This is a genomic window from Bdellovibrio sp. HCB-162, from assembly GCF_047344985.1.
Classification (GTDB): domain Bacteria; phylum Bdellovibrionota; class Bdellovibrionia; order Bdellovibrionales; family Bdellovibrionaceae; genus Bdellovibrio.
This window is the reverse complement of sequence record NZ_CP178861.1, coordinates 2,478,436-2,504,407: the sequence shown is the minus strand read 5'-3', so window position 1 is coordinate 2,504,407 and position 25,972 is coordinate 2,478,436. Positions and strand designations below refer to the sequence as shown.

The 25,972-nt window shown below is 44.4% G+C and carries 25 protein-coding genes; 16 read left to right on the top strand and 9 right to left on the bottom strand.

Annotated elements, in window-relative coordinates; translation table 11 throughout:
- The first annotated feature begins 193 nt into the window (after positions 1–193).
- Genes ACLSSO_RS12175 through ACLSSO_RS12155 form a run of 5 tightly spaced genes read left to right on the top strand, consistent with a single transcriptional unit; the run spans position 194 to position 5,743 of the window.
- Entirely contained in the window at positions 194–1,747 is a 1,554-nt protein-coding gene (locus ACLSSO_RS12175; protein ID WP_413942966.1) for a hypothetical protein, read from the top strand.
- Between the two features lie 15 nt (positions 1,748–1,762).
- Positions 1,763–3,451 carry a twin-arginine translocation signal domain-containing protein gene (locus ACLSSO_RS12170; protein WP_413942965.1) on the top strand — a complete coding sequence of 563 codons (1,689 nt, stop codon included), beginning with the start codon at positions 1,763–1,765 and terminating at the stop codon, positions 3,449–3,451.
- Between the two features lie 5 nt (positions 3,452–3,456).
- Positions 3,457–4,167 (top strand): hypothetical protein, encoded by a 711-nt coding sequence (locus ACLSSO_RS12165; RefSeq protein ID WP_295899863.1) that lies wholly within the window; start codon positions 3,457–3,459, stop codon positions 4,165–4,167.
- A 38-nt stretch (positions 4,168–4,205) separates the two neighbouring features.
- Positions 4,206–5,216, top strand: a complete 1,011-nt coding sequence (locus ACLSSO_RS12160) for a c-type cytochrome (protein WP_413942964.1) — start codon at positions 4,206–4,208, stop codon at positions 5,214–5,216.
- Between the two features lie 47 nt (positions 5,217–5,263).
- Positions 5,264–5,743: a YceI family protein gene (locus tag ACLSSO_RS12155; RefSeq protein WP_295899871.1), complete on the top strand. Its 480-nt coding sequence runs from the start codon at positions 5,264–5,266 to the stop codon at positions 5,741–5,743.
- Here the strand turns inward: ACLSSO_RS12155 and ACLSSO_RS12150 are convergent, their stop codons facing one another.
- Positions 5,744–6,469, bottom strand: a complete 726-nt coding sequence (locus ACLSSO_RS12150; protein WP_295899874.1) for a hypothetical protein — start codon at positions 6,467–6,469, stop codon at positions 5,744–5,746.
- 9 nt (positions 6,470–6,478) lie between these two features.
- On the bottom strand, positions 6,479–7,645 hold the full coding sequence (locus ACLSSO_RS12145) for a hypothetical protein (RefSeq protein ID WP_413942963.1): 1,167 nt from the start codon (positions 7,643–7,645) through the stop codon (positions 6,479–6,481).
- An 81-nt stretch (positions 7,646–7,726) separates the two neighbouring features.
- Here ACLSSO_RS12145 and ACLSSO_RS12140 point away from each other — a divergent pair, with 81 nt between their 5' ends.
- Together ACLSSO_RS12140 and folE are read left to right on the top strand one after the other, a co-directional pair.
- Complete coding sequence (locus tag ACLSSO_RS12140; RefSeq protein WP_295899879.1) at positions 7,727–8,398, top strand: PilZ domain-containing protein; 672 nt, start codon at positions 7,727–7,729, stop codon at positions 8,396–8,398.
- A gap of 72 nt (positions 8,399–8,470) precedes the next feature.
- Entirely contained in the window at positions 8,471–9,175 is a 705-nt protein-coding gene (folE, locus tag ACLSSO_RS12135; RefSeq protein WP_295899882.1) for a GTP cyclohydrolase I FolE, read from the top strand.
- Between the two features lie 100 nt (positions 9,176–9,275).
- Here folE and pepN read toward each other — a convergent pair whose 3' ends face one another.
- Positions 9,276–11,897, bottom strand: coding sequence for an aminopeptidase N (gene pepN / locus ACLSSO_RS12130; RefSeq protein ID WP_413942962.1), 2,622 nt, complete (start codon positions 11,895–11,897; stop codon positions 9,276–9,278).
- A gap of 26 nt (positions 11,898–11,923) precedes the next feature.
- Here pepN and ACLSSO_RS12125 point away from each other — a divergent pair, with 26 nt between their 5' ends.
- From ACLSSO_RS12125 to ACLSSO_RS12115, 3 genes are read left to right on the top strand one after another with little or no spacing between them, the layout of a single operon-like run.
- On the top strand, positions 11,924–12,280 hold the full coding sequence (locus ACLSSO_RS12125) for a VOC family protein (RefSeq protein ID WP_340592262.1): 357 nt from the start codon (positions 11,924–11,926) through the stop codon (positions 12,278–12,280).
- 60 nt (positions 12,281–12,340) lie between these two features.
- Positions 12,341–14,722, top strand: coding sequence for a phospholipase D-like domain-containing protein (locus ACLSSO_RS12120; RefSeq protein WP_413942961.1), 2,382 nt, complete (start codon positions 12,341–12,343; stop codon positions 14,720–14,722).
- Positions 14,723–14,738: 16 nt separating this feature from the next.
- On the top strand, positions 14,739–16,058 hold the full coding sequence (locus ACLSSO_RS12115; RefSeq protein ID WP_413942960.1) for a HAMP domain-containing protein: 1,320 nt from the start codon (positions 14,739–14,741) through the stop codon (positions 16,056–16,058).
- On the opposite strand, the gene ahpF is transcribed toward ACLSSO_RS12115, so the two are convergent.
- The gene (gene ahpF, locus ACLSSO_RS12110; protein WP_413942959.1) at positions 16,055–17,623 is read right to left on the bottom strand and encodes an alkyl hydroperoxide reductase subunit F; all 1,569 of its coding nucleotides are present in this window, start codon (positions 17,621–17,623) and stop codon (positions 16,055–16,057) included. The two genes, ACLSSO_RS12115 and ahpF, sit on opposite strands and share 4 nt — an antisense overlap.
- Positions 17,624–17,780: 157 nt before the next feature.
- Positions 17,781–18,347 carry an alkyl hydroperoxide reductase subunit C gene (gene ahpC, locus ACLSSO_RS12105; protein ID WP_340592258.1) on the bottom strand — a complete coding sequence of 189 codons (567 nt, stop codon included), beginning with the start codon at positions 18,345–18,347 and terminating at the stop codon, positions 17,781–17,783.
- A 200-nt stretch (positions 18,348–18,547) separates the two neighbouring features.
- On the opposite strand from ahpC, the gene ACLSSO_RS12100 reads away from it, so the two are divergent.
- Both ACLSSO_RS12100 and ACLSSO_RS12095 read left to right on the top strand, forming a co-directional pair.
- Entirely contained in the window at positions 18,548–19,510 is a 963-nt protein-coding gene (locus ACLSSO_RS12100) for a hydrogen peroxide-inducible genes activator (RefSeq protein ID WP_413942958.1), read from the top strand.
- A 52-nt stretch (positions 19,511–19,562) separates the two neighbouring features.
- Positions 19,563–19,940 (top strand): group III truncated hemoglobin, encoded by a 378-nt coding sequence (locus tag ACLSSO_RS12095; protein ID WP_295899909.1) that lies wholly within the window; start codon positions 19,563–19,565, stop codon positions 19,938–19,940.
- Between the two features lie 11 nt (positions 19,941–19,951).
- Here the strand turns inward: ACLSSO_RS12095 and ACLSSO_RS12090 are convergent, their stop codons facing one another.
- Both ACLSSO_RS12090 and ACLSSO_RS12085 read right to left on the bottom strand, forming a co-directional pair.
- Positions 19,952–20,731: a BPL-N domain-containing protein gene (locus ACLSSO_RS12090; protein WP_413942957.1), complete on the bottom strand. Its 780-nt coding sequence runs from the start codon at positions 20,729–20,731 to the stop codon at positions 19,952–19,954.
- Positions 20,732–20,764: 33 nt separating this feature from the next.
- Positions 20,765–21,151, bottom strand: coding sequence for a hypothetical protein (locus ACLSSO_RS12085; RefSeq protein ID WP_413942956.1), 387 nt, complete (start codon positions 21,149–21,151; stop codon positions 20,765–20,767).
- A 48-nt stretch (positions 21,152–21,199) separates the two neighbouring features.
- Here ACLSSO_RS12085 and ACLSSO_RS12080 point away from each other — a divergent pair, with 48 nt between their 5' ends.
- Together ACLSSO_RS12080 and ACLSSO_RS12075 are read left to right on the top strand one after the other, a co-directional pair.
- The gene (locus ACLSSO_RS12080) at positions 21,200–21,571 is read left to right on the top strand and encodes a MerR family transcriptional regulator (RefSeq protein ID WP_413942955.1); all 372 of its coding nucleotides are present in this window, start codon (positions 21,200–21,202) and stop codon (positions 21,569–21,571) included.
- A 240-nt stretch (positions 21,572–21,811) separates the two neighbouring features.
- Positions 21,812–22,462: a substrate-binding periplasmic protein gene (locus tag ACLSSO_RS12075; RefSeq protein ID WP_413942954.1), complete on the top strand. Its 651-nt coding sequence runs from the start codon at positions 21,812–21,814 to the stop codon at positions 22,460–22,462.
- A 4-nt stretch (positions 22,463–22,466) separates the two neighbouring features.
- Here ACLSSO_RS12075 and ACLSSO_RS12070 read toward each other — a convergent pair whose 3' ends face one another.
- Positions 22,467–23,078 carry a hypothetical protein gene (locus tag ACLSSO_RS12070; protein WP_413942953.1) on the bottom strand — a complete coding sequence of 204 codons (612 nt, stop codon included), beginning with the start codon at positions 23,076–23,078 and terminating at the stop codon, positions 22,467–22,469.
- A 580-nt stretch (positions 23,079–23,658) separates the two neighbouring features.
- Between ACLSSO_RS12070 and ACLSSO_RS12065 the strand changes: the two genes are divergently transcribed.
- Together ACLSSO_RS12065 and cfa are read left to right on the top strand one after the other, a co-directional pair.
- Positions 23,659–24,246: an alpha/beta hydrolase gene (locus ACLSSO_RS12065; RefSeq protein ID WP_413942952.1), complete on the top strand. Its 588-nt coding sequence runs from the start codon at positions 23,659–23,661 to the stop codon at positions 24,244–24,246.
- Between the two features lie 108 nt (positions 24,247–24,354).
- On the top strand, positions 24,355–25,488 hold the full coding sequence (gene cfa, locus ACLSSO_RS12060; protein ID WP_413942951.1) for a cyclopropane fatty acyl phospholipid synthase: 1,134 nt from the start codon (positions 24,355–24,357) through the stop codon (positions 25,486–25,488).
- Positions 25,489–25,517: 29 nt separating this feature from the next.
- Here cfa and ACLSSO_RS12055 read toward each other — a convergent pair whose 3' ends face one another.
- Positions 25,518–25,856, bottom strand: coding sequence for a coiled-coil domain-containing protein (locus ACLSSO_RS12055; RefSeq protein ID WP_413942950.1), 339 nt, complete (start codon positions 25,854–25,856; stop codon positions 25,518–25,520).
- Positions 25,857–25,972: the final 116 nt, after the last annotated feature.

The following is a 25,972-nucleotide window of genomic DNA, read 5'->3' as shown; positions in this document are numbered from 1 at the left end:
ATCAAAATGAAACTAAAGTGTTTCAAGAAGGGAACTGAAAGAGATAGAATAGAAAATTTACCATAAAAACCGTGTGTGGAACGTGGTGGAAACATTTAGTTTCTAAAAAGTTGTCTCAATGTGAGAAGCACGGTCGTGTTTCTGCTCCCAAGTCCGATAAGATGAATATATCGCGGAATTATTCAATGGGGGAATGACCGTGTCCAAAACTATCGGTACTTTTTTGATAGTACTCGTGGCGACGTCGTCTGCCTTTGGGCAAACTTTATCTGAAGTAGGCCTATTCAACCGTTGCTATTCTCATTTAACTGGAAAACCCGTTCCACTCGGCAATGGAACGATGGCGCAGATTCGTGCCGGGAAGATGAGGGCCTTGGACGCCTGCAATGCTTTATTGGATAAAGCAGAGCTGGATCCAACAGGACCTCTTTATAATCGCAACGACGTTGAAGCTCGTTCGATCCTCAATAACTTTTATAACTTTCATCGCAGTTGGTTTTCGGCCAATACTGTTGATCAGATTCAAGAATACAGCGCAGAGCTTTCGCGCGGAACCATTGATATTTACGACACGACGGAACCAGGCCTTGCTCTTACGCGCGCGATGTTTGCGCGTAACGCAAAATATTCTGACGTTTTGACTCTTTCTACGGGCGTTCATGCCCAACGCGAAGAAAACATGGCCGTCAAAAATATGATTGGTTGGAACGTCAACTTTCCGGGTCGCTTGATGTACGGAAATAACGGTGGTTTTGATCAAAATCTTTTTAACTTCCGATCGTACGCAGGTGGATTTGACGGAAATTCAGACACAACGAATTCAATGTTCGTCAATCTTCCGAAAATTGAAGTCGGTGAACTTGTGGGTATTCGTCTCACAGGTGAGAACGCGAATATTCCAAACGTCTCTTTGCATCCGTTGGGAGATGATAAGCGCGGTAACGACCAACCGGGGCTGAATTACAGCTTTGATCTGTTTAAAACATTTGGTGGCGGCGTTTTAGGGACACCTATTTATTTTATGCTCAACTACGGTCATGGCCGTGGAGTTGAAGCTAATGGCTCAACAAAAGTTCCTCGTCGCTGGTCACAGACGAATATGAATTCATTCTTATGCGCAGAACTTCCTGCTTTGCGTGAATCGGATATTAAGCAATATGTCGTAGGGAATTCTTCAGCACCTTTTAGAAACTCTGCAAGCTGCGTGATGTGCCATGCAACCTTAGATCCGATGGCTTACACGGCCCGTAACTTGGTCGTGGCGAATTCGGACTATTTCGTGATGTCCCAAGGTTCCAGAACGAATTCAAAAACGGCTCTTCATGTAACAAGTTATCGTCCTGAATTCGCGTCGGTCGGTGGATGGCCTTCAGAGCCTGTTGCGAATTTCCATCGTCAAACTCCGACGGGTCGTTTGTTCTTTAGATCTATGACAGGAGAGCTTGTCGATAAACCGGTTAGCAATATTGCGGGCCTTGGTGCTGCGATGACGCAGACGAAGGATTACTATTATTGTGCGGCGAAAAGATATTTTGAATTCTTTACGGGAATTCAAGTCGCTCTTTATGACCGTACAAATCCTGCAAACGCAGAAGTGAATCGTAAATTATCTCAAGAAGCTATGGATGATAGAAAGTTTATTGAATATCTTGGCGAAGAGCTTCAGAAAACGCAGTCTGTTCGTTTGCTGATTAAAGATATCATGGCTTCAAAATACTATCGCAGCGTGAATTATCGAGAAAAATAATTTTGGGGGCGTTACATGGGGGATGGAAATAAACTATCAAGAAGGGGTTTTATCGCAGGTGGTGCTGTTGCTGGCGCCGCGGCCCTTGTTCCAACTCCGTTGGAAAGACTGCTCAATGTTTTAAGTTCCGGTTTTATCCAACAAGCACAAGCCGAAGCGAGCGGTAACGCTGGCGCACGTAATTATATTAATATTCTTATGGCGGGCGGACCGATGCGCTACGCTTTTGATGCGTGGATGCGCACGAACGTGAATGACACCATGCTTGATTTTAATCCAATGGTAGCCACAAAGTTCGTGAACTCCGGCGGTCGTGTTGTTGGAGTAGAAAATGCGACATTCAATTATAACGGCGTTCTTGTGCCGCATATGTTTTCTCACTCCGTCTTTAACAGTGCAGGCGCACAAAGACCTCTGACCGATCTTCTTAATCACATGCTGGTGATTCGTGGATTCGGAACGGGTTTCGACGGACATCCTTTTAATGCTACAGCTCAACAAGCACCGGTCGGCGGTGTGTCTTCTGTTTTAGGTCTTGCTGCCGATTACTCTTCAAAAACTTTTGAAGCCGTCGAATGGCCTGAGCGCGGTGACTTTGGAACTTACACTTCTTCAAAAGGAAAAGCTCTTAACAAAGTTACAGGAAATCCTTTGTATTCATTGCTTGAGGGGTTCGGTGGTCCGCAAGGTGGCCGTGTGAAAGGTCGCTCTTTGAAAGACCGCAATCGTGATGCTTATGATTTAGCGCAAGCTCGTTTGCGTGCTTATGCTCAATCGGATTTTAACGGTTCAACTGTTTTAGCGAAAAATCTTTCCAATGCTTCAGAGTTGATGAAAAAAGGCACGGGCAATCTTGACGGTTATTGGAATCCAGCCGTGGCTCGCTACAGGGCTGTGATTGAAAATAGTATGCGTCAGTCAGGCTTGATGGGAATCAGCGATGTGCCGATGATTTCTGATGGTGGAGCTTATTGGGGCGTGCACGTAGCCGACGGAAATCGTCGTTTGCTTGTAAGCAGTGACTTCGATTTGCGCGAGTCTGTGAAGAACATGACAGCTCCAGGCTCTTTGGCAGAGGGCTTAGCTCTTGCTGAATACGTTTTAAAAGAAAATCTTGTGACGTCTTTGAATTTGCAAATGGGTGATCCGGCGAATGTGATTTTGAAAGATGCCGCCAATGGCGCACAGGCCGTGCATACGGCGATCAAAGACATGCATGAAACGGGAGCCATTCCGGGGCTTCTTATCACAACGGCTTACTACCGCGCTTTAGCTGCAGGTCTTTTAGAGTTGATCGATCAGCTTAAAAAAGTTCAAACCAATAGCACAAACCTTTGGTCAGAAACTGTGGTGCAAGTGATTTCAGAATTCAATCGCAGTGCGCGTGCAAATGGCACGGGCAGTGATCACGGATTTAATCAAATGGTGACGAGCGTATTTTCAGGTGCCATTCAAAAAGGTCCTTTTGTTGTCGGTAATATTCAAAAATCCGGTCATGGTGGTGGATATACGGGAACTCAAGGTATTGGGGCCGCGATTGATGATTACAATCAAAAAGGTCGTCCTACTCCGACGATGGCGGCTTCCACTGTTGCAGCTCTTTTACGTGTTCCCAAAAATCCTTATGAAAATTTGGCAGCTCCTTTGGTTGAGCTTAACAACGGTCAACTGCGCGTTTTAAAAACGGCGAAGATCGTGGGGTAATAAAGATGAAGATGCTGAAATCGCAAAAAACGAAAATCTTCACTCTTGTTTTGTCGGGTCTTGTGCTCACTCAAATGTACCAAAACTGCGGGCAGATGGGAGAGTTCCAGGCATTGGACATGTCTTCAATGAATCTTTCATTGGGTTCTGAAGGTTCCACAGACTTAAACCATCCGGCGCAAAAAGACGTGGTCTTACCGACGCAAAAAATCCAAGTGGGGAATCGCGAGTACGTCGCCTCTTTGGTGCGCGAAGTATTTACGAATCCAGCAGCACCTGTTCCCAACTTAGAAGCGCTGATCAATCAATGGATTATCAATCGGGGTGCGCAGTATGGTCTAGGTTGCAATCCTTATAGTTCTTATTCAGGTCGTGATTGTGGTGGAGATATTTCGAATGCGAATCTTTCTACTCACGTTGATGACAATACTGTACGTGAATCCTTTCGCGTTCAGTTCTGTGAGAATGTCTTAGGAATGGATGAGGGCGTGAACGCTGTTCTCGCAAAAATTTCGAACCGTCCGACGGCTCCGAATGCGAGTGCAGCGAAACAGGTCTATGGTCTTTTTTATCGCGGTGATGAACCCTCTGATCTTGTGATTAATTCGCTTCTGGAGTTGGATCGAGCTATGGCGGTGAAAAATGAGACACCGCTGGAAAGATGGCGAGCTTTGGCACTTCAAGTTTGCGAATCACCAGGGTGGCAGTTACAATAAAAGAGTTCGTTTTGGGGGAAAAGTAGATGAAAGCTGGGATGAAAAGCGCGCTGATCGCGGGTAGTGCGGCTGTGGTGTTAGTTTTGGGTTTCCAAAACTGCAGTGACTTTGCCTTGCAAGATCAGGTTCTCTACGAACAAGGTCTCTTTGAATCTCGCGAAGCTCTCGATGCGAAAACTCTTCCTGCACTTTTAGAATCTGAAGAACTTTCTTTGTGGTCTAAACCGGGCCAACCTAATTTCGTGAACAAACAAGTTTGGGGAGATCAAGTCTCTATCGTTGTTGCAGCCGACAGATCTGCAACAGGAACATTGGCCAACGTGAGATCCGGTGCCGGTGTGGATGAATCTTCTATTTCCGTGGTGGCGGGAAAAATTCGTGCGACTCGTCTGAATACTGTAGGCACAAGTTACACGGAATACCTTGAAGTTCCACTCCCATCAAGCGGTGATAAAATGGTTGTTGCAGCTTCCTTCGGAGCAAAAGCTTCTGACATTTCTTTGATGGTGAATGGTGTCGTTCAGTCGGGAACCGTACAAAAAACGGGAGCCCCTTTTGATTACTCTTACACATTGAGAAGTCTTTCTTCGGCGCCTGTTGGCGGACAAGTGTATGAGTACGTTGTGTATGGCGGTGACAGTCTTTACAAAAAAGGAAAGCTGACGAATTCAGAACTCAACGTCATGTCTCGCTATGTTGCCAATGACAATATGATTGCGAATGTGATTTTCGATCCATCGTTGATTAACGACGGTGGCTCCGGTGGCGGCGATGTTGTGAATCCTAAGTTCGTCGCGGCTAAAGCAATCATCGATGCAAAATGTATCAGCTGTCATAAGTCAGGTGGATACGATCCAAACTTCGTGAATATCACAGAGTCTAAAGCTGTGGGCAATGGATGGGTCGTTAAAGGAAGTCCTGAAGCTTCGAAGCTTTATTATCGTTTGCAAGGTTCAACAGGACCGGGCACGAAGAATATGCCATCAGGTGGAAGCATCAGTGCGGCTGAGGTTCAAGCCATCGCTGACTGGATTAACAGCATTCAATAATTTTTAAAAAGAGAAAAACAATCACCAAAAATTAGGGGGATCTTAAAATGAAGTTTTTTGCAGCTTTGTTTCTAACTATGGGGCTTTCATACACCGCGATGGCACAAAGTGTGACTGTGGATGTGGTTTTAAATCCGATGGGGGATTTTAAAGCGAAAACAGGCGAAGTAAAAGGTGCAGCAACAGTGAAAGGCGACGAAGTGTCGGCTGAAAACATTGTTGTGAATTTGAAGAGCTTAAAAACAGGTGTGGAATTGAGAGACAAACACACTCAAAAATATCTTGATACGAAAGCTTTTCCTGAAGCCGTTCTTGTTTCTGCAACAGGAAAAGGCGGTAAAGGTACTGGCAAAATCAAAATCAGAGGTGTTGAAAAAGACATCGCCGGAACTTACAAAGTAGAAGGTAAAGTTCTCAAGGCTGATTTCAAATTGAATTTGACTGATTTTGATATCAAAGACATCAACTACATGGGTGTCGGTGTCGAGGACGAAATCACACTTCACGTGGCCGTCCCCGTTAAGTAATTAAAAGCGGTAATTCACACCGATTTTCCAAAGAGTGGCTCCCTCAGCGAGGGGGCCAATCCCAGAGTAAAATTCCCACTTCTGAAATAGACGAACATTCAAATCAGCCATTCCCATGACATTCAGATTGCGACCAGAATCAATCGTTTGGTTCGTAGCATCTTTAGGCCAATCAACATTCTTCATGAATGCCATTGCAGATAATCCGGCGTTGATTCTTCCAGATAAACGATAAAACACCCGTGGAGCAATACCGTAAACTGTAAAAGCCACTTTGCTTTTTTCGTAGCTAATAACGGTGCTATTGCCGCCGCCATTCGCGCGACCAGCACCCACGAAGCCACCAAAGCTCCAACCCCAACGGTAGTAAGTCACTTCTTTTTGGGCCGTAAGAATAAGTCCGTTATAGTTTGCAACGTCTTTATCAGCCGTAATACCTTGTTGCAGTTTCAAAGTTTCATTCCACTGCAAAGCTGAAATCCCGACACCCCATGATTGCAAAGATCTAGGACGAACCACGCGCGCTGCAGTCTTTGCAGGTGCAGGAGTTTCTGTCGTTGCTGTCGGCTCTGTTGTGGGAGCCGCAGAATTTTCTGCCGGAGTCGCTGTTTCAGAAGGTGTGGCTTCTGTCGTTGGTGCCACTTCTTCTTCCGTTGCCGCTTCTTGCGCAAAGGACGAGTGAGCCAGCAAAGAACTTAAGAAAAGAAAAAGAAAGATTTTTCTCATGGCTCTCTCCTAGTAAGACACGTGAATTTGACCTTGCAAGGCCCAAGCATCTTGAGCGCCTGTTGAGTCCGTATAAGTTTTTGCATTCGTCGCCATCGCGCGAAGCTCTAAGCGGGGAAGTGGGAACATCAAAGCCCCCAAACTCCATTTCATATTTTCTGAAGACGATTTGCTAATGTCAGACTTGCTATGTTCAATCACCGAAAGAAGATTGTAACCGCGAGTAAGATTCACCATCGTTTCAACCAGGGCATAAGTTCCCAATTGCGCTTTGGTGTTGGCAAGCTTATCGGTTTTTTCTTTAAAGCCAGCCTCTGCCATGATTGCCGAACCTTTTGAAAGCCCCATGCGAGTGGTGAAGGCTAAAAGATTCCATTTCGCAAGATCACTTTGTGAGCTTAACGCCGAACCACCGATTTTAAACTTCTCAAACACTTGATATTCGCCAGCGACAGAGAACCCTTTTTGTTTCTCAGCATCTTCTTGTGCACCATTGCCAAAGAAGGCATTCACAGCGACATCCCAATCTGGATAAGTGAAGTGCGCAATGACTCCTTGAGACTGATCAAACTGTCCCAGTGTGATTGCTTTACGGTTCACAGCCGTGTGATCCACGTTGCGAATACCAAACGCCTTATCCATCTGACCCACGTAGAGCCAGAAGTTGTTGCTCTTTTTCCAACGAATATAATATTCCTTCGCAAACCACGTATTTGTTTTTCCGTAATAAGGCTCAATCCCTGTGTAAGACGTGGTCGTCACCAACGTGTACGTTTGTTTTTTGTCGCCAAAGAACGTGAGATTCACGTCATTTTGCATGTTGATGAAACGCTCCATGGAGGCTTTTGATCCCGGATCCATTTGCAACCAAAGACCGCGATACTTGAGCCCCGGACGAATCCACCAAGGCATAGGCTTAGAGCCTAAGAAACCTGACTTGGCAGCGATTTCTTCCTCTTCCATCTTTTTAGGAAAGAAAGGATCACGGGCTGTGATCTCTGTCGCATAGAGGGCGCGACCGTAATCGTTCAGTCCGCCTCCGCCCAGGCCGTTGTAGTGGCAAGTGATGCAAGAGGAGTAGCTATAGCCGATAAAATCGGGATAAGCCTGTGCCTGGCTTGCAAGGATGAAAGAAACAAGGATGAAAAACGCGTATGAAAATTTAAAGTGTCTCACAATGACACAAATTCTATTGGACGAGAGTTGAGAATCAATAAAAATCTATATCAACATGCGTTCTTAACCGATAAGTGTTCCATGGAAACAAAGACCACCACCTTAGAACGTCCGCGCGCTGTGCAGATGGCTGCTGCAGTGCTTATTATGGCTCCTGTGTTGGATATGATGATGTCTCAACGAACCGGAGCGCAGGTTTTTAGCGTTTTCAGTTGGATTTTGATTTTTGGCGCAGGAGTGAGCCTTTTGGTTCGTCACAAATCCTCTTGGGTTTTGGGAATTATCCTGTGCTCTGTCTTTGTCATTTCAACAGGTGTGAGTCTGGTGCGCGAGATGGATACGGTGGATCCTATCGTTAGTTCTGCAAAGCTCTTAGACTGTCTTTTAGTTATATTTATCGTGGGAACGGTGTCCTATTTTTTCCGTTACCCTTACTTGGATCGCCGTCAAAACTGGTTCGCTCCCACAGGGGATCGTTTTGCTATTGTTTCGTCCGTGGTTTTAGGCGGAGCTGAAACACAAACCATCGACCTCTCCTATACGGGTGCGCGCATCACCATTCCGGGCTCTGCGACCTTTAAATCGGGGGACGTTGTGGCTCTGCAGTTGACTGAAATCAACGACATCAGCTGCAAGGCGCGTGTTGTTGATGTCAAAGAGGACCATATTCGCGTTCATTTCGAGGGGACTTCGGCTTCTGAAAAGGATTTAATCCGTCAGTGGTTGAATTCTCAGGACCTTAAGAAAGTTTAAACAAAATCGACTTAGTGCTTTCGCGCCGCCTGATTTTAAGGCATAAGAGGGCTTTTCACCTAAGGTAGTATCATGGCTAAAACAACAAAGAAAAAAACCGCAAAAAAGCCCGTCACGACAGACGAACACGCTCACGAAATTCCAGTGGAGGTTCGTAAGATTTTAGAAAATGTTCGCCCCACACCGATGGTTCACAATGGTCTTTCCAACGAGCAAAAAATTGCAAAGATCACTGAGAAGTTCACGGATATCATGGAGACATTGGGCCTTGATTTGGAAGACGACAGCTTAAGAGAAACACCTCATCGCGTGGCTAAGATGTACGTGAACGAAGTTTTCGGTGGTCTTGATCCTAAGAAGTTCCCCAAAATGACGGTGATTGAAAACAAAATGAGTTACGATCAGATGATCGTGGTCCAAAATATTAGCTGTCTTTCGTTCTGTGAACATCACTTTTTGCCAATCGACGGATGGGCGACAGTGGCTTACATTCCCAACAAGAAAGTTATCGGTCTTTCAAAGATCAATCGCATCGTGCAGTACTTCTCGCGCCGTCCTCAGGTGCAAGAGCGTTTGACGAAGCAAATTGCGGACTGCTTGCAGTACATTCTGGGTACGGAGCACGTCGCGGTTCACATCAATGCCAAACACTATTGCGTGATTATGAGAGGTATTGAAGACACAGGCAGCACAACTTCAACGGCGGATTTGCGTGGGCACTTTAAATCTCGCCAGGAAACTCGTGAAGAGTTCTTGCAACACTGCCGAACGAAGTAAGTTTAACTAGGGATTAACTTCGATCAGCAGAGACAATGGCGCGATCTTCCGCCGTCCGTGAGCGAGCTGTTTCCCGACCTTCCTGGTCGGGAAAGGAAGGTTAAGTCAAAGCGGACTGCAAAAGCTCTCTTGAGTTTTTAGAGAGAGTTTCTACCGCCACCATGCGTTTGATCTGCTTCATGGCTTTTTCTTTCATCGCAGGATCTAACTTTTGGACAAAGTTAAAGGCCGCGCACAGGCGAGCTGCGACTTGCGGGTTCTTCGCATCGATTTCCAAAATTTTATCCGCATAGAATTCATAAGCGTTAGTGTTTGGATCGTGGAAGTTCACAATGTTCGCACCGAAAGCTCTTAACAATGAATAAACGTTGTTAGGATTTGTGATGTTAAACGCTGGGTGTTTCGTCAAAGCTTTGACGTCCTCAAGCGTTTGTGGGCGGTGAGACGTCGCTTGAGTTGTGAACCATTTATTGATCACAACAGAATCGTTTTTCCACTCTTCATAGAAATTCTGAAGAGCTTTTTCACGAAGAGGAGTCTCTGCATCCGCCAAAATCATCATTGCCGTCATACGATCCGTCATGTTTTGGGCTTCCCAGTATTGCTTATTCACGATCTCTAGAATTTCCGGATCACGAAGGTCGGCAAGGTAAGCCAAAGCTTGGTTTTTCAATGAGCGGTGACCGAAAACTTTCGTATTGCGGCTCTTTGGTTCTACGCCATGATATTTGCGATAGATATCCAAAAGCTGCGCACGGTTTTCACGGGCAATCGCCGTACGCAAAGTGATACGAGCTTTGTGGAAAGCCTCGGCATCCAAAACGGCTTCTTCTTGCGCCAAAATCGCATAGCTTGGAAGTTGAAGCATTTTTGCCTTAAAGCCTGGATCCATCGTCTCATCACGGATGATAGCGCTTAATGCTTTTAAGTATTTTGCATCGACAACCAGCGGTTGTTTTGCACGAGCTTGCTGAATAAGCCCATGCAAGACGCCCATACCGATTTTTTGTGCCATCTCACGGCGATTGAAAGAATCCGTGTCTTTCTCCATCAAGAAGTAAAGATCATCTTGGCTGGCTTGCCATTTCAAATTCACGGGAGCCGAAAACTCACGCAAGATTGAAAGCACCGGACGCTCGGAAAGTCCTTTAAAGACGAAATTTTCTTTTTCTTCTTTAAGCTCGATCAGATTTTTTCCGTCTGAGTTTACTTGGATCTTATCGCAGTTCAATTTCAACTCATTACCGGCTTTATCCAAAAGACCCATCATCAATGGAACGTGGAACGGATCTTTTTTAGGTTGATTCGGAGTCGGCGGGCAGTGTTGTTCCAATGTCAGGTGATATTCACCTTTGGCAGGCTCAAAGTTCTCTGTGATTGTCACAACCGGAGTCCCCGATTGGTTGTACCAGCGTTTAAACTGAGTGAAGTCTTTGCCATTCGGTTCAGAAATCGCAGAAGCGAAATCCTCCGTCGTGACAGCTTGCCCATCATGACGTTTGAAGTATTCATCCATGCCTTTGCGGAAGCCTTTACGACCCACAATCGTTTGCATCATGCGGATGACTTCAGATCCTTTTTCATAGATCGTCATGGTGAAGAAGTTATCAACAGCCATGCAAGACTCTGGACGAACAGGATGGGCGTTCGGACCCGCATCTTCTGCGAACTGTCCTGCGCGAAGAGCATCCACGTCCTCAATTCTTTGCGTTCCACGATCCGTCATATCAGCTGAAAATTCCTGATCACGGAAGACAGTCAAACCTTCCTTCAAAGAAAGTTGGAACCAATCACGCAAAGTCACACGGTTGCCTGTCCAGTTGTGGAAGTATTCGTGCGCAACAACAGATTCAATGCTGTGGAAGTCGACGTCTGTTGCCGAGTTCGAATCAGCCAGCACCAGGCGAGAGTTAAAGATGTTCAAACCTTTATTCTCCATCGCGCCCGCATTGAAATCGTCAATAGCAACGATCATGTAGTCATTTAAATCATACTCAAGACCGAAAGTGTCTTCGTCCCACTTCATGGATTTTTTCAAAGAATCCATAGCGTGCCAGCAGCGCTCTTGTTTTCCGTGAGCGGCGTAAACTTCCAAGTTCACTTTGTGACCAGATTTAGTTGTGAACGTATCACGGATCACACCAAGATCTCCGGCAACCAACGCAAAAAGATAACAAGGCTTTTTGTGTGGATCGCGCCAGAAAGCTTTGTGGCGACCATTGCCAAGATCTTCAATCTTGATGCGATCACCGTTTGAAAGAAGCACTGGGTATTTCTTTTTGTCAGCTTCGATAGTGACGGAGTAGGACGTCATCACATCAGGGCGGTCGAAGAAGTAAGTGATTTTTCTAAAGCCTTGCGCCTCACATTGAGTACAGAAAATACCGCTGGATTTGTAGAGGCCTTCAAGGGAAGTGTTGTTCTGAGGTTGCAGTTCCGTCTCGATTTCCATGGTGAAAACATCGGGAACGCTTGGAATGATGAGTTCCTCTGCTGTCACTTGGTACTGCTCTGGACCTAAAGCTGCTCCATTGATTTTCACGGAAACAAGCTTCAATTCTTCGCCATTCAGGCGCAGCTCAGCTCCGGAAGTAGTTTTTTTTATTTGGCTTTTTGCGATGACTCGACAAAAGTCTTCATTGAGGTTGAAGTCGAGGTTCACTGACTCCACAGTGAAAGCAGGGGCTTTATAGTCTTTCAGATAAATTTTTTCTTGTTTCATAATGCCTCGATTCAGATAATAGACCAATGAGTTTGTTAATCACTTCTATCACAATAAATACCCCGCGCCTACAGGACATGCTGGGATTTTATCGAATTATCGGCTTTCAATTTACAGCGTCAAAAGTTGATAAGGGGAGTGAAGTGCACAGAGCCGTTCACAACGCTGTGGAGTTTTCTTTATACTCCATCCAAAATGCGCAGAGATCTCAAATTCCCAGTCTGCAATTGGGTTTCAGGATTACAGATTTGGAAAAAACTGTCGGAGAACTGATGAAAATACCCGGGGCCATGTGCATTTTGGACCCGACAGAGATGCCCGACGGAATGAAAGCCATTGTGTTAGATCCCGATGGTCATTCGATCGAACTGAGCGAGCACTAACCTTAGGTCTATTTAGAGAATCTCTCGGACTCCGATAAGTTTTTGTTGGAGTACCAAATCATGAAAAAACAAATTGGTTTTCTGTTTTGTGCTGTTTTTGCATTGAACTCATGCACCACGGTGACGCCGTCTTCTACGCGTGAGCCTAATTCCTTCTTGTCAGGAATGGACCTGATCACACAAAAAGAACTGGATAAGTTTTCTTCCACCAAAGATCTACGTCTTTCTGACACAGAAGTTTTAGTGGATAACGATGACGCATTTGAATCCAAGATCAAAATGATTCGCGCGGCTAAAGCCGGTGAGACCATTCGTTTGGTTTATTACATCTATAGCCATGATCACTCGTCCTCGGTGATGACGGAAGAGCTGTTAAAAGCCACGGCTCGCGGTGTGAAAGTGCGCATTCTTTTGGACTTCTTTGTGAACTACAAAACTTTAGATGAACTTCTTTTGATGCAAAAATTAGGAAGAGGAAATCTAGAGGTTCGTTTTTACGGAAAGCCAACAGATTTGATGATTCGTGATGCGCGTTTCTTAACAATGCCTTGTGCAAAGAAGGACGCGAAGTCAAAAGCCAGTGACTGTTCAGACGCAAAATGGGCGCAAATTAAAACGGGAAATGCCAAAGATGCCGATATCTATGCACGTCTTTTGCTTTCTGCGATTTATGCGCAGAACTTAGATTTGTTAAAGCTCGCGATCATGGGCGGGCAAGAGTTGGATCTTAAAACTTTCAGTGTGTCACATCGCTGGAGTAATTCGCAAAAACGTAATGTCGCAGCTGCGGCAGATGTAGATCTCGAATCTATCTTCAAAAATCTGAAACTTCTTAAAGAGAATAAAATCGACGGCAATTACATTGCTCGTTTGAAGATCGCTCTAGGTATGGTCTTTATGGGAAGTACACTGAATCCCATTCTTTATGAGGTGTATGGACGTGTGCCACTCGATCAACCCAAACCTCACTCTTGGAATGATTGGCTTCATTTCACGGATTATACGCACCATAAAATGATCTTGCTAGAAGATCGCATGGTGCAATTGGGTGGTCGTAACATCGAAAACTCTTATCATATGAAAAAGAATCATCTCACAGATAAATATATCTTCAGAGACACCGATCTTTTTGCCAACATCACACGCGGTGGACGTGATATTGCCAACGCCTATGACCGTCTTTGGAATTACAAACCGATGGTGTGGACAGCCAACGACGCCTATAGCTTCATGCCTCATGACTGGGTTGTGAATGTAGACTGGTTAAAACAAAGTCTTGAGTCTTGCAAATCACAAATGGGTAAAAATCGCTCTGCTTTAGCAAGTTGCTTGTCGAACCGTGTGTCGGCAAACTCCTTCACTGTGCAACAAGACCGTCAGACGCGCATTGAAAAAGAATGGCAGCAAAAGGCGGACACCTTCTACCGTGAATATGTCAGAAAACCGTCAGACAAACATTTTAAAATTTCTGACGGCGATGCACAGAAAATGGCGGCGTACTATGTTGAGAACTTACCATTTAGTTTTGTCGATAAAGATCAAAGCAACCAAGATCGCATCTATGGGGCTTCTAAGCGCAGTTGGGCTCCGTGGGGAGAAGATCGTGAAGAGCTTAACGGTAAAAACATCCACGCAGCTTGGATGAAAGAACTTGAAAACGTCTGTGAAGTTTCCCGTACAACGGGAAAAAGCCAGCGCGTGATTTTCCATAGCGCTTATTATATGCCTCCGGCAAATCTTGTACGTGCGTTTGGGAAAATGCTCGATGGTCGTTGGAATTGCAAAAACGTGAAAGTGACATTCATCACGAATTCCGAGCAATCAACGGATTTGTTCTTTATGAACGTTTTCGCAAAATACCAATTGCGGGCCTTCTTTGACGTCTACCGCAGAAAAAACAAATCAGCTCCGACGTTTGAGTATTTGGAATACAAAGGAACTGATGACAAAGGTGGAAAGCTTTCCTTGCACTCAAAAGTCTCTGTTTTTGGTGATGACGTCTTGATTGGTTCCGCGAATTTAGATGTGCGCAGTTTCTATATGGATACAAATAACGGAATGCTTTTGCGTAATGTTCCCCAATTCGCTCGTGAATACACCGAGTGGGTGGATGACTTAATCCGCAACTCAGGACTCTTGGAGAATAAGACAGATCTTTATATCCGTGGCGAAGGCATTCAAAGTATGCGTAATCGGGATTGGCAAATGGCCAAAGCTCAGCTTGCGAAGATCAATCCAAAACTTGTCGAAGGCAAAAACGGGGAGTTCATCAAGAAGTTGATCTTCAACTTAAGCGAAAGAATTTATCAATTGAGTTTGCAATTGGTGGATTACAATCAAGTTCCCGTGCAAAATAACGATCGTCCTGATGAATCCAATGAGCAAAAATCCAAGCAGCAGATGCTTGAAACCGAATACGATGAGCTTTTACAGCTGATTTAAAGGCACGGTAGGATAAATGGGTTTTTGGACGAAGCTGAAGGAACAGCGTCACTCTTTAACTTCGACGACGCTCACAGCGATTGTTTTGCGTGTTTCTCTTGTAGTGGGAATTACGGCAGGACTCACTTATTGGCATTTATCCCACGAAATAGAAAAGACGTCTCTGACGACTCTTGAAAAGTACGTGCGCGAGCGTTCCCTTAGAGAAAGAGAAATCTTTAAGCTCGCCCGCGACAATCATTATGCTCTCAGAAGTGAACTGATCGAGGTCTTCCGAAAACTAGAAAAATCCAATGAAGATCCGGTGGCTGAGTTCGGTTCTCTGGTTCACAGGGAACCTGACGGAGCTTTGCGCTCGCCCCATTCAAAGCCGGGTGTAAAAAAAGAACTGGATATCTGGGTTGCAAAAAATGCCAATAACGACGCTTTGTTTCGCAGAAAGGTCGTCGCATTTTCAAAAATCCTTTTGCGTTATGCCCCGGCATTTCATGTGAGATTCACGGATACTTATATTGCTTTGTCAGAAAATGCGAACCTGGTTTATTGGCCCGAGTTTCCAGATTGGAGCGCAGGTACGCCTGCTAACTTTGATTATTCAAGTTACGAACTTTATCAAATTGGAAAGAAACAAAACAATCCTGAACGCAAAACGCAGTGGTCAGGAGTTTACTTTGACGACGCAATCAGAAAGTGGATGGTTTCAGCAAGCACGCCCTTTGATGACAGTCGCGGATTTTTTGCCGGAGTTATCGGACATGATGTGATGATTGATGACTTGATCAGCCGAACCACGAACGAGGGCCTTCCGGGAACTTATAATATCCTCATCAGTGGTAACGGGCGTTTGATCGCGCATCCTCAGAAAATGGACCGTATTGTCGCGGCGAAAGGGCTTCTTTCCGTCGACAACGCCCAAGACCCGCAACTCGTGGATATTTTTAACGAGATAAAAAGAAGTTTTCGTGAAAATACGGCGGAAAAAATCATCAACCAGGGTGAGTACGACCAGTTTTTGGCCGTCAGTTACATACCTGAAACGGATTGGTACTTTGTTACTGTTTCTCCGAAGTCGTTGATTCGACAAACGGCGAATAGTGCGGCGATTTTCATTATTCTTGTCGGCATAGGCTCTTTGCTTTTGGATATTGCGCTTTTATATTTGATTTTCAGAAGGAAGGTGGCTGAACCGCTAGAACAGTTCATCCGGGCCACTGAAAGCATTGCAAAGGGCGAAGACGAAATCGTCTTGCCCGTTGAACGTAAAGATGAAATCGGCAGGCTTTCGCGATCCTTCGCTTTTATGGCGAAAAAAATCCGAGAGACGCGCAAGAGCTAGTGTTTGTACATACGATCTTCAAAAGAAGCGAGAGCAGCCTTCGCACCTTCGCCCATGGCAATCACGATTTGCTTATAAGGAGTCGTTGTGACGTCTCCGGCAGCGTAAATGCCTGGCATGGATGTGCGACCTTTTTCATCGACGACGATTTCGCCAAATTTTGTAAGTTCCACTGTGTCTTTTAAAAACTGACTGTTGGGAACAAGACCGATTTGAACAAAGATACCATCAAGATCGATTTTCTCTGGTTTGTTAATAGAAAGATCCACGTATTCAAGCTGAGTCACTTTGCTTCCATCGCCAGTGATCTTTTCCGTTTTTGCACTGGTGATGATAGAAACATTTGGCAATGATTTCAGTTTATCAACCAAGATTTGATCGGCTTTGAGTTGATCGTTGTATTCAAACACAACCACTTCACGCACGATCCCCGCAAGGTCAATAGCCGCTTCAACGCCAGAGTTTCCTCCGCCGATCACAGCCACTTTTTTACCTTTATAGAAAGGTCCATCACAGTGAGGGCAGTAAGCGACACCACGGCCCAAATATTCTTTTTCACCTTCAACACCGAGTTCACGCCATTTAGCGCCGGTTGTGACGATGATCGAATCCGCCGTGAGGTGTTCACCACTTTCAAGTTCAATCGCTTTAAGTCCACCTTCGGTGCGGATCTTTTTAACACGGCGATTTTCAAAAACTTTGATTGGATAACTGGCCACGTGTTGGTTGAGTTGCGCTGCCAACTGAGGTCCTTCCGTGTAAGTCACAGAGATCAAGTTTTCGATACCTTTGGTTTCTTGCACCTGACCGCCGATTTTCTCAGTGATCATGGCTGTGCTTAAACCTTTGCGCACGCTGTAGATCGCAGCCGAGGCGCCTGCTGGGCCGCCACCAACAACAAGCACTTCAAAGTGACCAAGGTTTTTATTTACAGGCTCAGCCGGAGCTGCTGTCTCATCCACACCGAATGTGGTTTCAAGTTTTGCTAATAAATCTAAAAGTGAAATACGACCTGAGTGAAACATTTTTGCATTGGCTACCAAAGAGGGAACACCTTGGATACCAAGAGCTTTCACGTCGTCTTGCACATAACCGCCGTCAATAATTTCATGACGAAGGCTTCCGTGAACTAAAGCAAACTGATTCAAAGCTTGCACAACATCAGGACAGTTTTCACAAGTCAGAGAAATATATGACTGCACGGTGATGTTTTTCTTTAAGCGTCGCACGCGATCGGCGATCACTTCATCAAGGACTTTTCCTTTGCCGTCTGTGTTTAAGATAGCAAGGATCAAAGAAGTAAATTCATGTCCGCCAGGAATTCCTTTAAAAATAATTCCTGTAGGTTTGCCTTTGTAGGCAATGTGAAATTGAGGCATAGGCGAATTGCCAGCGGCATTTTTGCTGACAACGATTTTAGAAGAAGTGCTAGCCACATCCTCAAGCATTTCGACCAAATCTTTTTGATCTTCATGCGAGCTGTTTTCATAGATAAGTTCTACGGTGTTTTCAAGTTTTCCGAATACGGAAGTAAGTTGTTCTTTAATTTGGGAATCGAGTGACATAACAGCCTCCTGTTCGGCAGGTGAAAAAGACCCATCCGACTGCGTTGTCGGGCCTTATCCTTCACTCCGACGTACATGGAGTACGCCTGCGTTGCGGATAAGACCCTCCGCCTTGCGGCTGGATCTTTTTGACCAGCCTCAAATATCGGCCCGTGGATTAGATTTTACCAACAAGGTCCAAACCAGGTTTCAAAGTTGCTTTGCCTGGAGTCCATTTAGCAGGGCAAACTTCGCCTGGGTTTGCAGCGATGTATTGAGCTGCTTGAGTTTTGCGGTACAACTCATCAGCGTTACGGCCGATACCGTTGTCTTGAACTTCAGCCAATACGATTTTACCTTCTGGGTTCACCAAGAAAGTACCGCGGTAAGCAAGACCTTCTTCTTCAATGTGCACGCCGAATGCGCGAGTCAATTGGAATGTAGGGTCTGCAAGCATTGGATACTTGATCTTTTTGATTGTCTCAGAAGCGTCATGCCATGCTTTGTGAGTGAAGTGAGTGTCTGTAGAAACACCGTAAACTTCTACGCCCAATTTTTGGAAATCAGCATATTTGTCAGCCATGTCACCCAATTCAGTTGGGCAAACGAATGTGAAGTCAGCTGGGTAGAAGAAGAAGATCGCCCATTTACCTTTAAGATCGTTTTGAGTCACAGTTTTGAAATCACCGTGGTGGAAAGCTTGAACTTTAAAGTCAGGCACTTTCGTGTTGATAAGAGTTTGCATGTTTTCTCCTTAGATGGTTGCACTCCGATTTCGCCGGAGTCGTGGTTAAAAAAAGTGAGGGCCTCTAGTAGCCTTCGTTACCAGAGGACATCTTTCGTCTTTCATAGTAGGGGATCAACCTTTTTTAATGAAATCGATTATAAATATGGATTGATAGATTTTGTCTATTAAGATAAAATTGCTTAAGACAGGAGCATTTTATGGTCCCAAAAGTGAACTTTTCTTTGACGCAGCTCGAATATGTCATGGCTGTCCATAAATATGGGCATTTTGCGAAGGCGGCAGAGGCCTGTTTTGTGACGCAACCGACTTTAAGCATGCAAATTCAGAAGTTGGAAGAGGACTTAGGTGTGGTGATTTTTGACCGCTCTAAAAAACCGATCCTTCTGACACACATGGGAAAAAAGTTGATATCTCAAATGCAGACGGTCCTTTTTGAGGCCAGAAAAATTGAGAATCTGATCCAGCAAGAGAAAAAAGGCGCGAAACAAGGCTCGCTCGTTGTCGGAGTGATCCCGACAGTGGCGCCGTATTTGTTGCCGCGTCTTCTTCCGATGTGTGAAGAGCTTTTTCCTGAAGTAGAACTCAACATCAAAGAGTTGCAAACAGATCAAATTTTAAAAGCTCTGGATGACGATGAAATCGATGTCGGGATTTTGGCGACTCCAACGCAAGTCGCGAAGATGTTTGAATTTCCTCTTTATTACGAACCTTTCTATGTCTTGTGCGAAAAAAATCATGAATATGCACAATCTAAAAAGGTGAAATATCAAAGTCTTCGTATGGAAGACGTGTGGCTCTTAGAAGAAGGTCACTGCTTGAGAAATCAAGTCTTGGACCTTTGTTCAATTAAGAAAAATAAAAGCGGCGTTCATCGTAAATACAAATTTGAAAGCGGAAGCTTAGAAACACTCAAGAATCTCGTAGATCTCTACGGGGGGTACACTTTGCTTCCACATCTTGCCACGGAACAAATCGGGGAGCATAGTCAGGTCGTGCAATTTGAGCGCCCGATTCCCGCACGGGAAATCGGTTTGGTCTATCGCCGCGAACACTACAAAAGCGAGTTGATCGAAAGCCTAGGAGAAGCGATTCTAAAATCAATCCCCGAGGAACTGCGCAAGATTCGCCCAAAAGATTTGGATGTACTGCCGATCGCTTAAGAGGTACGCCGTACCTTTTTGAATTGCGGCGCGATAAATAAGGATTTTTAAAATGGAAAAACGGAAACCGATTGAAACTAGAGAAGACATTCAGTTACTCGTGGATAGCTTTTACACCAAAGTTCGCAAAGATACTTTGATCGGTCCGATTTTCAACGACGTTGCGAAAGTGGATTGGGATGAGCATCTTCCAAAATTATATAATTTCTGGTCGGATTTATTATTAGGTGACGACACTTATCGCGGTCGCCCCTTTCCTCCACACATGAAACTCAATTTGCAATTCGGTCACTTCGAACGTTGGCTTCGTTTGTTCACAGAAACTGTAGATGAACATTTCATCGGTCTAAAAGCCAGTGAAGCCAAAGAGCGCGCCATGCGTATTGCGCGCAACTTTATGATTAATTTGAGTTTGCTGGATCCGAATTAAGACTTAAGTAATTATCTATTTTGTAAAGCACGAATAAATTGAATTCCTAACCCCAGATGCACTCCATCCGGTGATTTGAGGTCGTCATCATCTAACCATTCCTGATCCGCTTCGGGGTGTGGACCGATCAATCCTATGTGACCTTTTCCGAAGGAAGCCATGAAAGCGGCTACGTGATGTGATTTTTTATAATAGGCCCAAACATCAGCATCAGGAATTTTATCAATATTAAAATAAGGACCAGCTTGGTAATACACGTGTACTAATCTATTTTTCCAGACAACTGATTTTAGCTGTGGGTCACTGTTTTCATCTTCTTCGCTGACATTTCCAGGAATAAGGCCGAAAGAGTTTGTTTGATGACTGTCGTCAGTCCATGTTCCGGCTAGGTAACCTCCGGCGCAAACGCCTAAGTAGCGACCGCCGTTAAAAACAAATTTACGAATTCTTTGAATGGATTTTGGTGACATTGCTTCAAGTGTATCTTCCATGCGATCTGATCCGCCGGGATGAACAAATAAAGCGGCCTGATTAAAATTTTCTTCGGTTAAGTCGTCAGGCCTTACATAGCGAACATGGTAGCCAGCTTTACTGACAAGCACTGCTAAAGATTCTGCGCAGCCCTCGCAAACACCGGGACCGTTGTACATTAATGCCAGTGGATGGCTCTCGTTGGCGCGAGCATAACAATTAAAAGTGACAATGGAAAAAAATATCGACAGCAAAAGCTTGTATAAGTGCATTGGTTTATTTTTAGTCATCGAAAAAATAAAATGCACGGTTAGTACCATGTCTCAGAATGAGACATGGTTTTTTTGATCTGTTTAAGTTCGTTGAAGATTTTTTCTAAAGCCCAACTGCAAAACTCCAAAAGTAACTTCAAATATCGCAAAAACTCCGACGATCCAAGGAGCTTGAAATCCTATAAAATAATACATTTGCCACGTAAAAAATAAGATGCGGGCAATTCCATCATATAAACCAAAAATTTCGTTATATTGACGAAGACGCAACGTCGACCAAACGACGACGACACTTCCCATTAGGTTAGCAAACAACATATGCATAGGTTGATACTCTGGAAGCGTGACTAAATATCCTAATCCATGATGCAGCCATTTGAACGTCCAGGGAGTTGCAAATGGGGCTGACACGATTAAGTCATAGAGTGCGCTGGCTTGTACTATTTTTTTATATCTTTTTGATTTCATACTTTTACTCTAAACCTTAATGTATACTTTAGACTCAAGAGGAAAATTATGAAAATTGGCGAATTAGCAAAAAAAGTGGGATTGTCCGTCTCTAAAGTGCGCTATTATGAAACACTGGGAATCATTCGGGCCAAAAGAGGCGACTCTAATTACCGGGATTTCCCTCCTGAATCAGAAGAACTTCTTCTTTTGGTATTACAGGCGAAAGATTTAGGATTCACCCTTAAAGAAATTCAATCTCTAGCAAGGGCTCTCCAGCAGGGAGCTTTGACAAAAGATAAGATCCGTTCTGAGCTGAACAAAAAACTTGATGCATTGGACGAACGAATTGCCTTAATAAAAAGGTTTCAAAAAAATGTTCGCGAAATTCTGCAGTCAACGTGTCCGTTTGGTGTGGAGCAGCCCACTGGTAGGAAATAGCCAATTTTGTATAAGCCCAGAAATCGTTCTGTTTAATACGAATGCAAGTCGAAACCTATACCAATATTTTTCAATTGCGGTTAACGTAATGACAGAATGCACATTTTGCTTTTAAGAAGAATTCTAAGCAGCTTTGTTCTATTCGGAGTTCTATCTCTCCCGCTCTCGCTGACCGCCAAAACAAAGTCCAAAAAATTAGTATTGATGTCCACGGAATCTCCTCCGTTTCTGTCTGAGAGCATGAAAGAGCAAGGAGCTGGTATTTACGCTCTTCGTGAACTCCTAAAAAAGGCCGGTTACGCGCTTGAGGTTCGCTTTGCTCCGTGGGAGCGAGCCAAAACGATCGCGCGTACAGACGAGAGCGTGAATGGTTTATTTCCATATGCGGCGAAGGACATGCCGGATTTTCTTTATTCCAAACCCATATATCGGGCCAATTGGGTCGTCGTTGAAAGAAAACAGAATCCCATTGTCTGGCATAAGATCGAAGATTTGAGCAAGCTCACTATGGGTAATGTGATAGGAGTGGAGCTTCGCCCTGGAATTAAAGAATTAGCTGAGAAACATAAACTCAATGTCGAGAATGCATCGAGTGACCTGAATAATTTATTGAAGCTCGCCAATAAACGGGTCGATTTCATCACGATGGATGCAACTGTTTTCAAGTACCAGATGTTGGTTGAACCGAAGTTGCAATCTTTTCAAGGAACTCTGCAGATCAATCCCAAGTTCATCACTATGACAGAATACGGATTAGCACTAAAAAAGAGCCCGGATAACGAGGCTCTTTTAAAGGTCTTCAATAAAATTAGTTCTGTCGAAGAGGCGAACCGCCATATTGATTTTTATTTAGAACATCTTCAAAACGTGGACAGTAAAGAAAGTAAGTAACCTTTTAGTACTGCACTTCGAAACCTTCATTGCCATCGCGGTCAACGGTTGAAATCACTCTGAAGTTCGCATTCGGATTTGTAGTAACCACGGGATCCAAAGTCACACCGTCGACCACTACAACAATTTTATACTGTCTTGCTAATGAAAGTGTTTTTTGTGAGTTGGCGGGGACAACAATGCTTTGTACCGTCTGACCATTAGATTGAAATGTGAACTGTGTTTCTTCGGATAAAGTATTGCTTATATTTAGAGCGCCCACAGTAGAGCCATCACGTTGCTCGAGAGTGAACTGCTGTTGTCTTGTCCCTGCGTGGATAACCGCATCGTAATCGGCAGATCTGTCGGTCTCGATGCCGACGCTTTGTGATACATACGTGTTACCGCGGATAATAGTGGTTGCCGACACGGTTAACATTGGATCGTCTTGAGTAATAAAGAATTGATCCGGCAGCATACCGAAACATTTAGAGATGATCACATCCCCCTGGTAGATCGCAAATTTGACAATATGCTGAGTGTTGTTATCGATGCGCATTGAAGCGTGACCCATCGCTGGTAAAGCAAGAAGTGCGAAAGCTAAAGTTTGAACGATTTTTTTAGTAAGTGATTTCATTTGTATTCCCTTTCAAAGGATTGTTAATGCCTTCCTCTAAAAGCAATGGTGATACCAACTTTTTAGGATCGCAGCTGCAATATAGAGCATTTGAAAAGGGGGCTGCCGGGAACCCGGCAAGGGGAACTGTTGCGTTTTCGGCGCCTGCCGGGAGCCCGGCAGGCCACCGTTGGTTATGTTGTTTCAGTTATCACCGCAATAAGCGCCATAAATCCAATAACAACAATGAACTTATGGAGCAGATTACGCCACCCCGTGAGTGTCATAAGTTGCCTCCTCATTCGAGTTATTGTCGTAGACTGTGATATTTTTAAGATAAGATTTATGCCTCAGATGGCGGCGGAATATTCATTCTGGAATTACAAAAACCCATAAGCTCCTCTCATTTAATGCCCCGTTAAATGAAAGCGTTTATACGCTTTTATATTTTCTAATAAAAAACTGGGATGCGCCTGAAATTTGTCAAGGCGACGTCTGAAAATTTTTTGGGGGAAATTTCTTTGTAAAATCACAAAGGTTTGGGAAATATCTCCGTCTAAATCGAAAGCAAATCTATCATAGAGGGGCGGGAGGTTCAGTTATGAAAATCACCGTCACCTTTACGTCGCAAGGACGCATGCTTGAAGGACTTCTTTTTTTACCAGAAAGCAGTCAAGGTGTCGTTCCTGGCCTTTTGTTTGAAGGCTCCATGACAGGCGCAACCAACCAAATTGCAGAGTTGATAGCACGCGAAGTTTCCCTGCAGGGATTTGTGTGTCTCGTGATGGATCACAGTTTTTACGGTGACGATGAGGGTGCTGCTCAGCCATGGGAATCTCCCTCTAAGCGACTAGAGGATATTAAGGCCGCCTTGCGGTTTTTAATTGAACATGCGGCGGTAGACAGCGAAAAAATCGTCGGCGTCGGAGTCAGCGTCGGCGCAGAATATATGGCTCAAGTTTGCAGGGAAACGAATTACTGCAAAGGCCTTATCATGTTGCAGGGGCCGTTTGATGATTCTCAAAATGTCACAAGAGATTTAGAAATTCCATCTATAGTTATCGATGAAACTCATTTGGACTCTGCCGTGGACGAAGTCGTCCTTTGGACCAGAACCTTGTTTAACGGCAGTCTGCCTGAACAAAAAAACGAGCCGCAAAATATCGATTGGAGTCGTTCAGATAAATAAAATGACTTTGTCGCTGTGGATTTTGCGACTTCACAGATTACCTCAATGAAAATTGAATAACCACGCGGCCTAGAAAAAATAGGGTTCTAAACTGCAAAGGAAGAACCCGTGAATACAGAAACATTGTCACTAAGCAGTGCCCAAGAGTTTGTTACGAATATTTTTTATCGCGCTGGCATTACCGTCAATGGACCTAGGGCCTCGGATATTAAAGTGCACAACACAAAGTTTTATAACCGGGTTCTGGCTCAAGGCTCGTTGGGACTGGGTGAGTCCTATATGGAAGGCTGGTGGGATTGCGAGGATCTCAGTCAATTTTTCTTTCTTCTTTTGCGCGCGCGTTTAGATGAAGCCGTGAATCCTGCAACTCTGGCACTGCAATCATTGAAATCCAAAGTTCTTACCTTGGGCAGAAATGACCCCTACAAAATCGGACAATTTCATTACGATATCGGCGATGATTTATATCGTGTGATGTTGGATAAAAGAATGATCTACACCTGTGGTTATTGGCGAGATGCCTTAAGTCTCGATGAAGCGCAGGAAAACAAGCTGCAACTCATCTGTGACAAACTTTATCTTGAACCCGGCATGCGAGTTCTTGATATCGGATGCGGTTGGGGTGGCTTCTTAAAATACGCTGCTGAAAATTATGGAATTAAAGGTGTGGGTGTCACAGTTTCAAAAGAGCAGGCGAGTGAAGCCAAGAAAAATTGCCGAGGTTTTGACATAGATATTCGTTTGGAAGACTACCGCGAAACGGTCGGCCAGTTTGATCGCATCGTTTCTATTGGTATGTTTGAACATGTTGGGAAAAAGAACTACCTGACGTTTTTTAAGAAAGCGGCGGAGTGTCTGACAGACGACGGAATTTTTCTTTTACATACAATCGGAAACAGTGAAGTTTCGGGAGCCGGAACAGATCCATGGATAGAGAAATACATTTTTCCAAACTCCATGATTCCCTCTATTTCACATGTCGCTACTGCGATTGAGGGACTTTTTGTTATGGAGGATTGGCATAACTTCGGTCCTGACTATGATAAGACGTTACTGAGCTGGTTTGAAAACTTCGAACACGGCTGGTCCAAGTTGCAAGACAAGTTTGATAAAACGTTCTATCGCAAATGGAAGTATTATCTTTTAAGCTGCGCAGGCACATTCCGAGCGCGCAGAACGCAATTGTGGCAGATTGTTTTAACGAAGCATGGTCTGGTTAATGGTTATACCAGCTTTCGTTAAACAAGATAACTCGAAGCATTTTCTAAGGCCTATTTAAGCAATAGACCCAGCACTCCTATAGTGATTGTCGTACTAGCGATGAACATGCTGCCCATTATTTTTAAGTTCTTATTACTCTCACTATGAATTTCAGAGCGGATTTTTGAGAATTCTGAGTATACATTTGCGAACTCGGTCCTCATCTCGGCGAACTCTTTTCCCATTTCGGCCTTCTGCAAGGCGATATCTTGTTTGAGTAATGCGATATCTTGCTTTGTTGCAACACCGTCCACAACCATCTCCGCGATAACGTTTACTTGCGCTTCAGCCTGTTCTCTGGTCATTCCAGCGGCTTCTAATCTCTTAGCATACATTAAAGTATCAAACATCTCTATATCTCCTTTGGCGTTTCTCTATGCAAACGTCAGAGACTTATTAGTATGTTTTAAATTGAGACACTGAGGGATGTCGGACCGCAGACCGGACTAGCTTGATCAGAATTTTT

Excerpts from the sequence above, each read along its gene's own strand:
- ACLSSO_RS12065 (WP_413942952.1), top strand. The coding sequence starts at position 23,659 with ATGAAAATCACCGTCACCTTTACGTCGCAAGGACGCATGCTTGAAGGA.
- ACLSSO_RS12075 (WP_413942954.1), top strand. The coding sequence starts at position 21,812 with ATGAAAGAGCAAGGAGCTGGTATTTACGCTCTTCGTGAACTCCTAAAA.
- ahpC (WP_340592258.1), bottom strand. The coding sequence starts at position 18,347 with ATGCAAACTCTTATCAACACGAAAGTGCCTGACTTTAAAGTTCAAGCT.
- ACLSSO_RS12100 (WP_413942958.1), top strand. The coding sequence starts at position 18,548 with ATGGTCCCAAAAGTGAACTTTTCTTTGACGCAGCTCGAATATGTCATG.
- ACLSSO_RS12175 (WP_413942966.1), top strand. The coding sequence starts at position 194 with ATGACCGTGTCCAAAACTATCGGTACTTTTTTGATAGTACTCGTGGCG.
- ACLSSO_RS12055 (WP_413942950.1), bottom strand. The coding sequence starts at position 25,856 with ATGTTTGATACTTTAATGTATGCTAAGAGATTAGAAGCCGCTGGAATG.
- ACLSSO_RS12155 (WP_295899871.1), top strand. The coding sequence starts at position 5,264 with ATGAAGTTTTTTGCAGCTTTGTTTCTAACTATGGGGCTTTCATACACC.
- pepN (WP_413942962.1), bottom strand. The coding sequence starts at position 11,897 with ATGAAACAAGAAAAAATTTATCTGAAAGACTATAAAGCCCCTGCTTTC.
- folE (WP_295899882.1), top strand. The coding sequence starts at position 8,471 with ATGGCTAAAACAACAAAGAAAAAAACCGCAAAAAAGCCCGTCACGACA.
- ACLSSO_RS12150 (WP_295899874.1), bottom strand. The coding sequence starts at position 6,469 with ATGAGAAAAATCTTTCTTTTTCTTTTCTTAAGTTCTTTGCTGGCTCAC.
- ACLSSO_RS12120 (WP_413942961.1), top strand. The coding sequence starts at position 12,341 with ATGAAAAAACAAATTGGTTTTCTGTTTTGTGCTGTTTTTGCATTGAAC.
- ACLSSO_RS12095 (WP_295899909.1), top strand. The coding sequence starts at position 19,563 with ATGGAAAAACGGAAACCGATTGAAACTAGAGAAGACATTCAGTTACTC.
- ACLSSO_RS12090 (WP_413942957.1), bottom strand. The coding sequence starts at position 20,731 with ATGGTACTAACCGTGCATTTTATTTTTTCGATGACTAAAAATAAACCA.
- ACLSSO_RS12115 (WP_413942960.1), top strand. The coding sequence starts at position 14,739 with ATGGGTTTTTGGACGAAGCTGAAGGAACAGCGTCACTCTTTAACTTCG.
- ACLSSO_RS12125 (WP_340592262.1), top strand. The coding sequence starts at position 11,924 with ATGAGTTTGTTAATCACTTCTATCACAATAAATACCCCGCGCCTACAG.
- ahpF (WP_413942959.1), bottom strand. The coding sequence starts at position 17,623 with ATGTCACTCGATTCCCAAATTAAAGAACAACTTACTTCCGTATTCGGA.
- ACLSSO_RS12160 (WP_413942964.1), top strand. The coding sequence starts at position 4,206 with ATGAAAAGCGCGCTGATCGCGGGTAGTGCGGCTGTGGTGTTAGTTTTG.
- ACLSSO_RS12140 (WP_295899879.1), top strand. The coding sequence starts at position 7,727 with ATGGAAACAAAGACCACCACCTTAGAACGTCCGCGCGCTGTGCAGATG.
- ACLSSO_RS12080 (WP_413942955.1), top strand. The coding sequence starts at position 21,200 with ATGAAAATTGGCGAATTAGCAAAAAAAGTGGGATTGTCCGTCTCTAAA.
- ACLSSO_RS12070 (WP_413942953.1), bottom strand. The coding sequence starts at position 23,078 with ATGAAATCACTTACTAAAAAAATCGTTCAAACTTTAGCTTTCGCACTT.
- ACLSSO_RS12165 (WP_295899863.1), top strand. The coding sequence starts at position 3,457 with ATGAAGATGCTGAAATCGCAAAAAACGAAAATCTTCACTCTTGTTTTG.
- ACLSSO_RS12085 (WP_413942956.1), bottom strand. The coding sequence starts at position 21,151 with ATGAAATCAAAAAGATATAAAAAAATAGTACAAGCCAGCGCACTCTAT.
- ACLSSO_RS12170 (WP_413942965.1), top strand. The coding sequence starts at position 1,763 with ATGGGGGATGGAAATAAACTATCAAGAAGGGGTTTTATCGCAGGTGGT.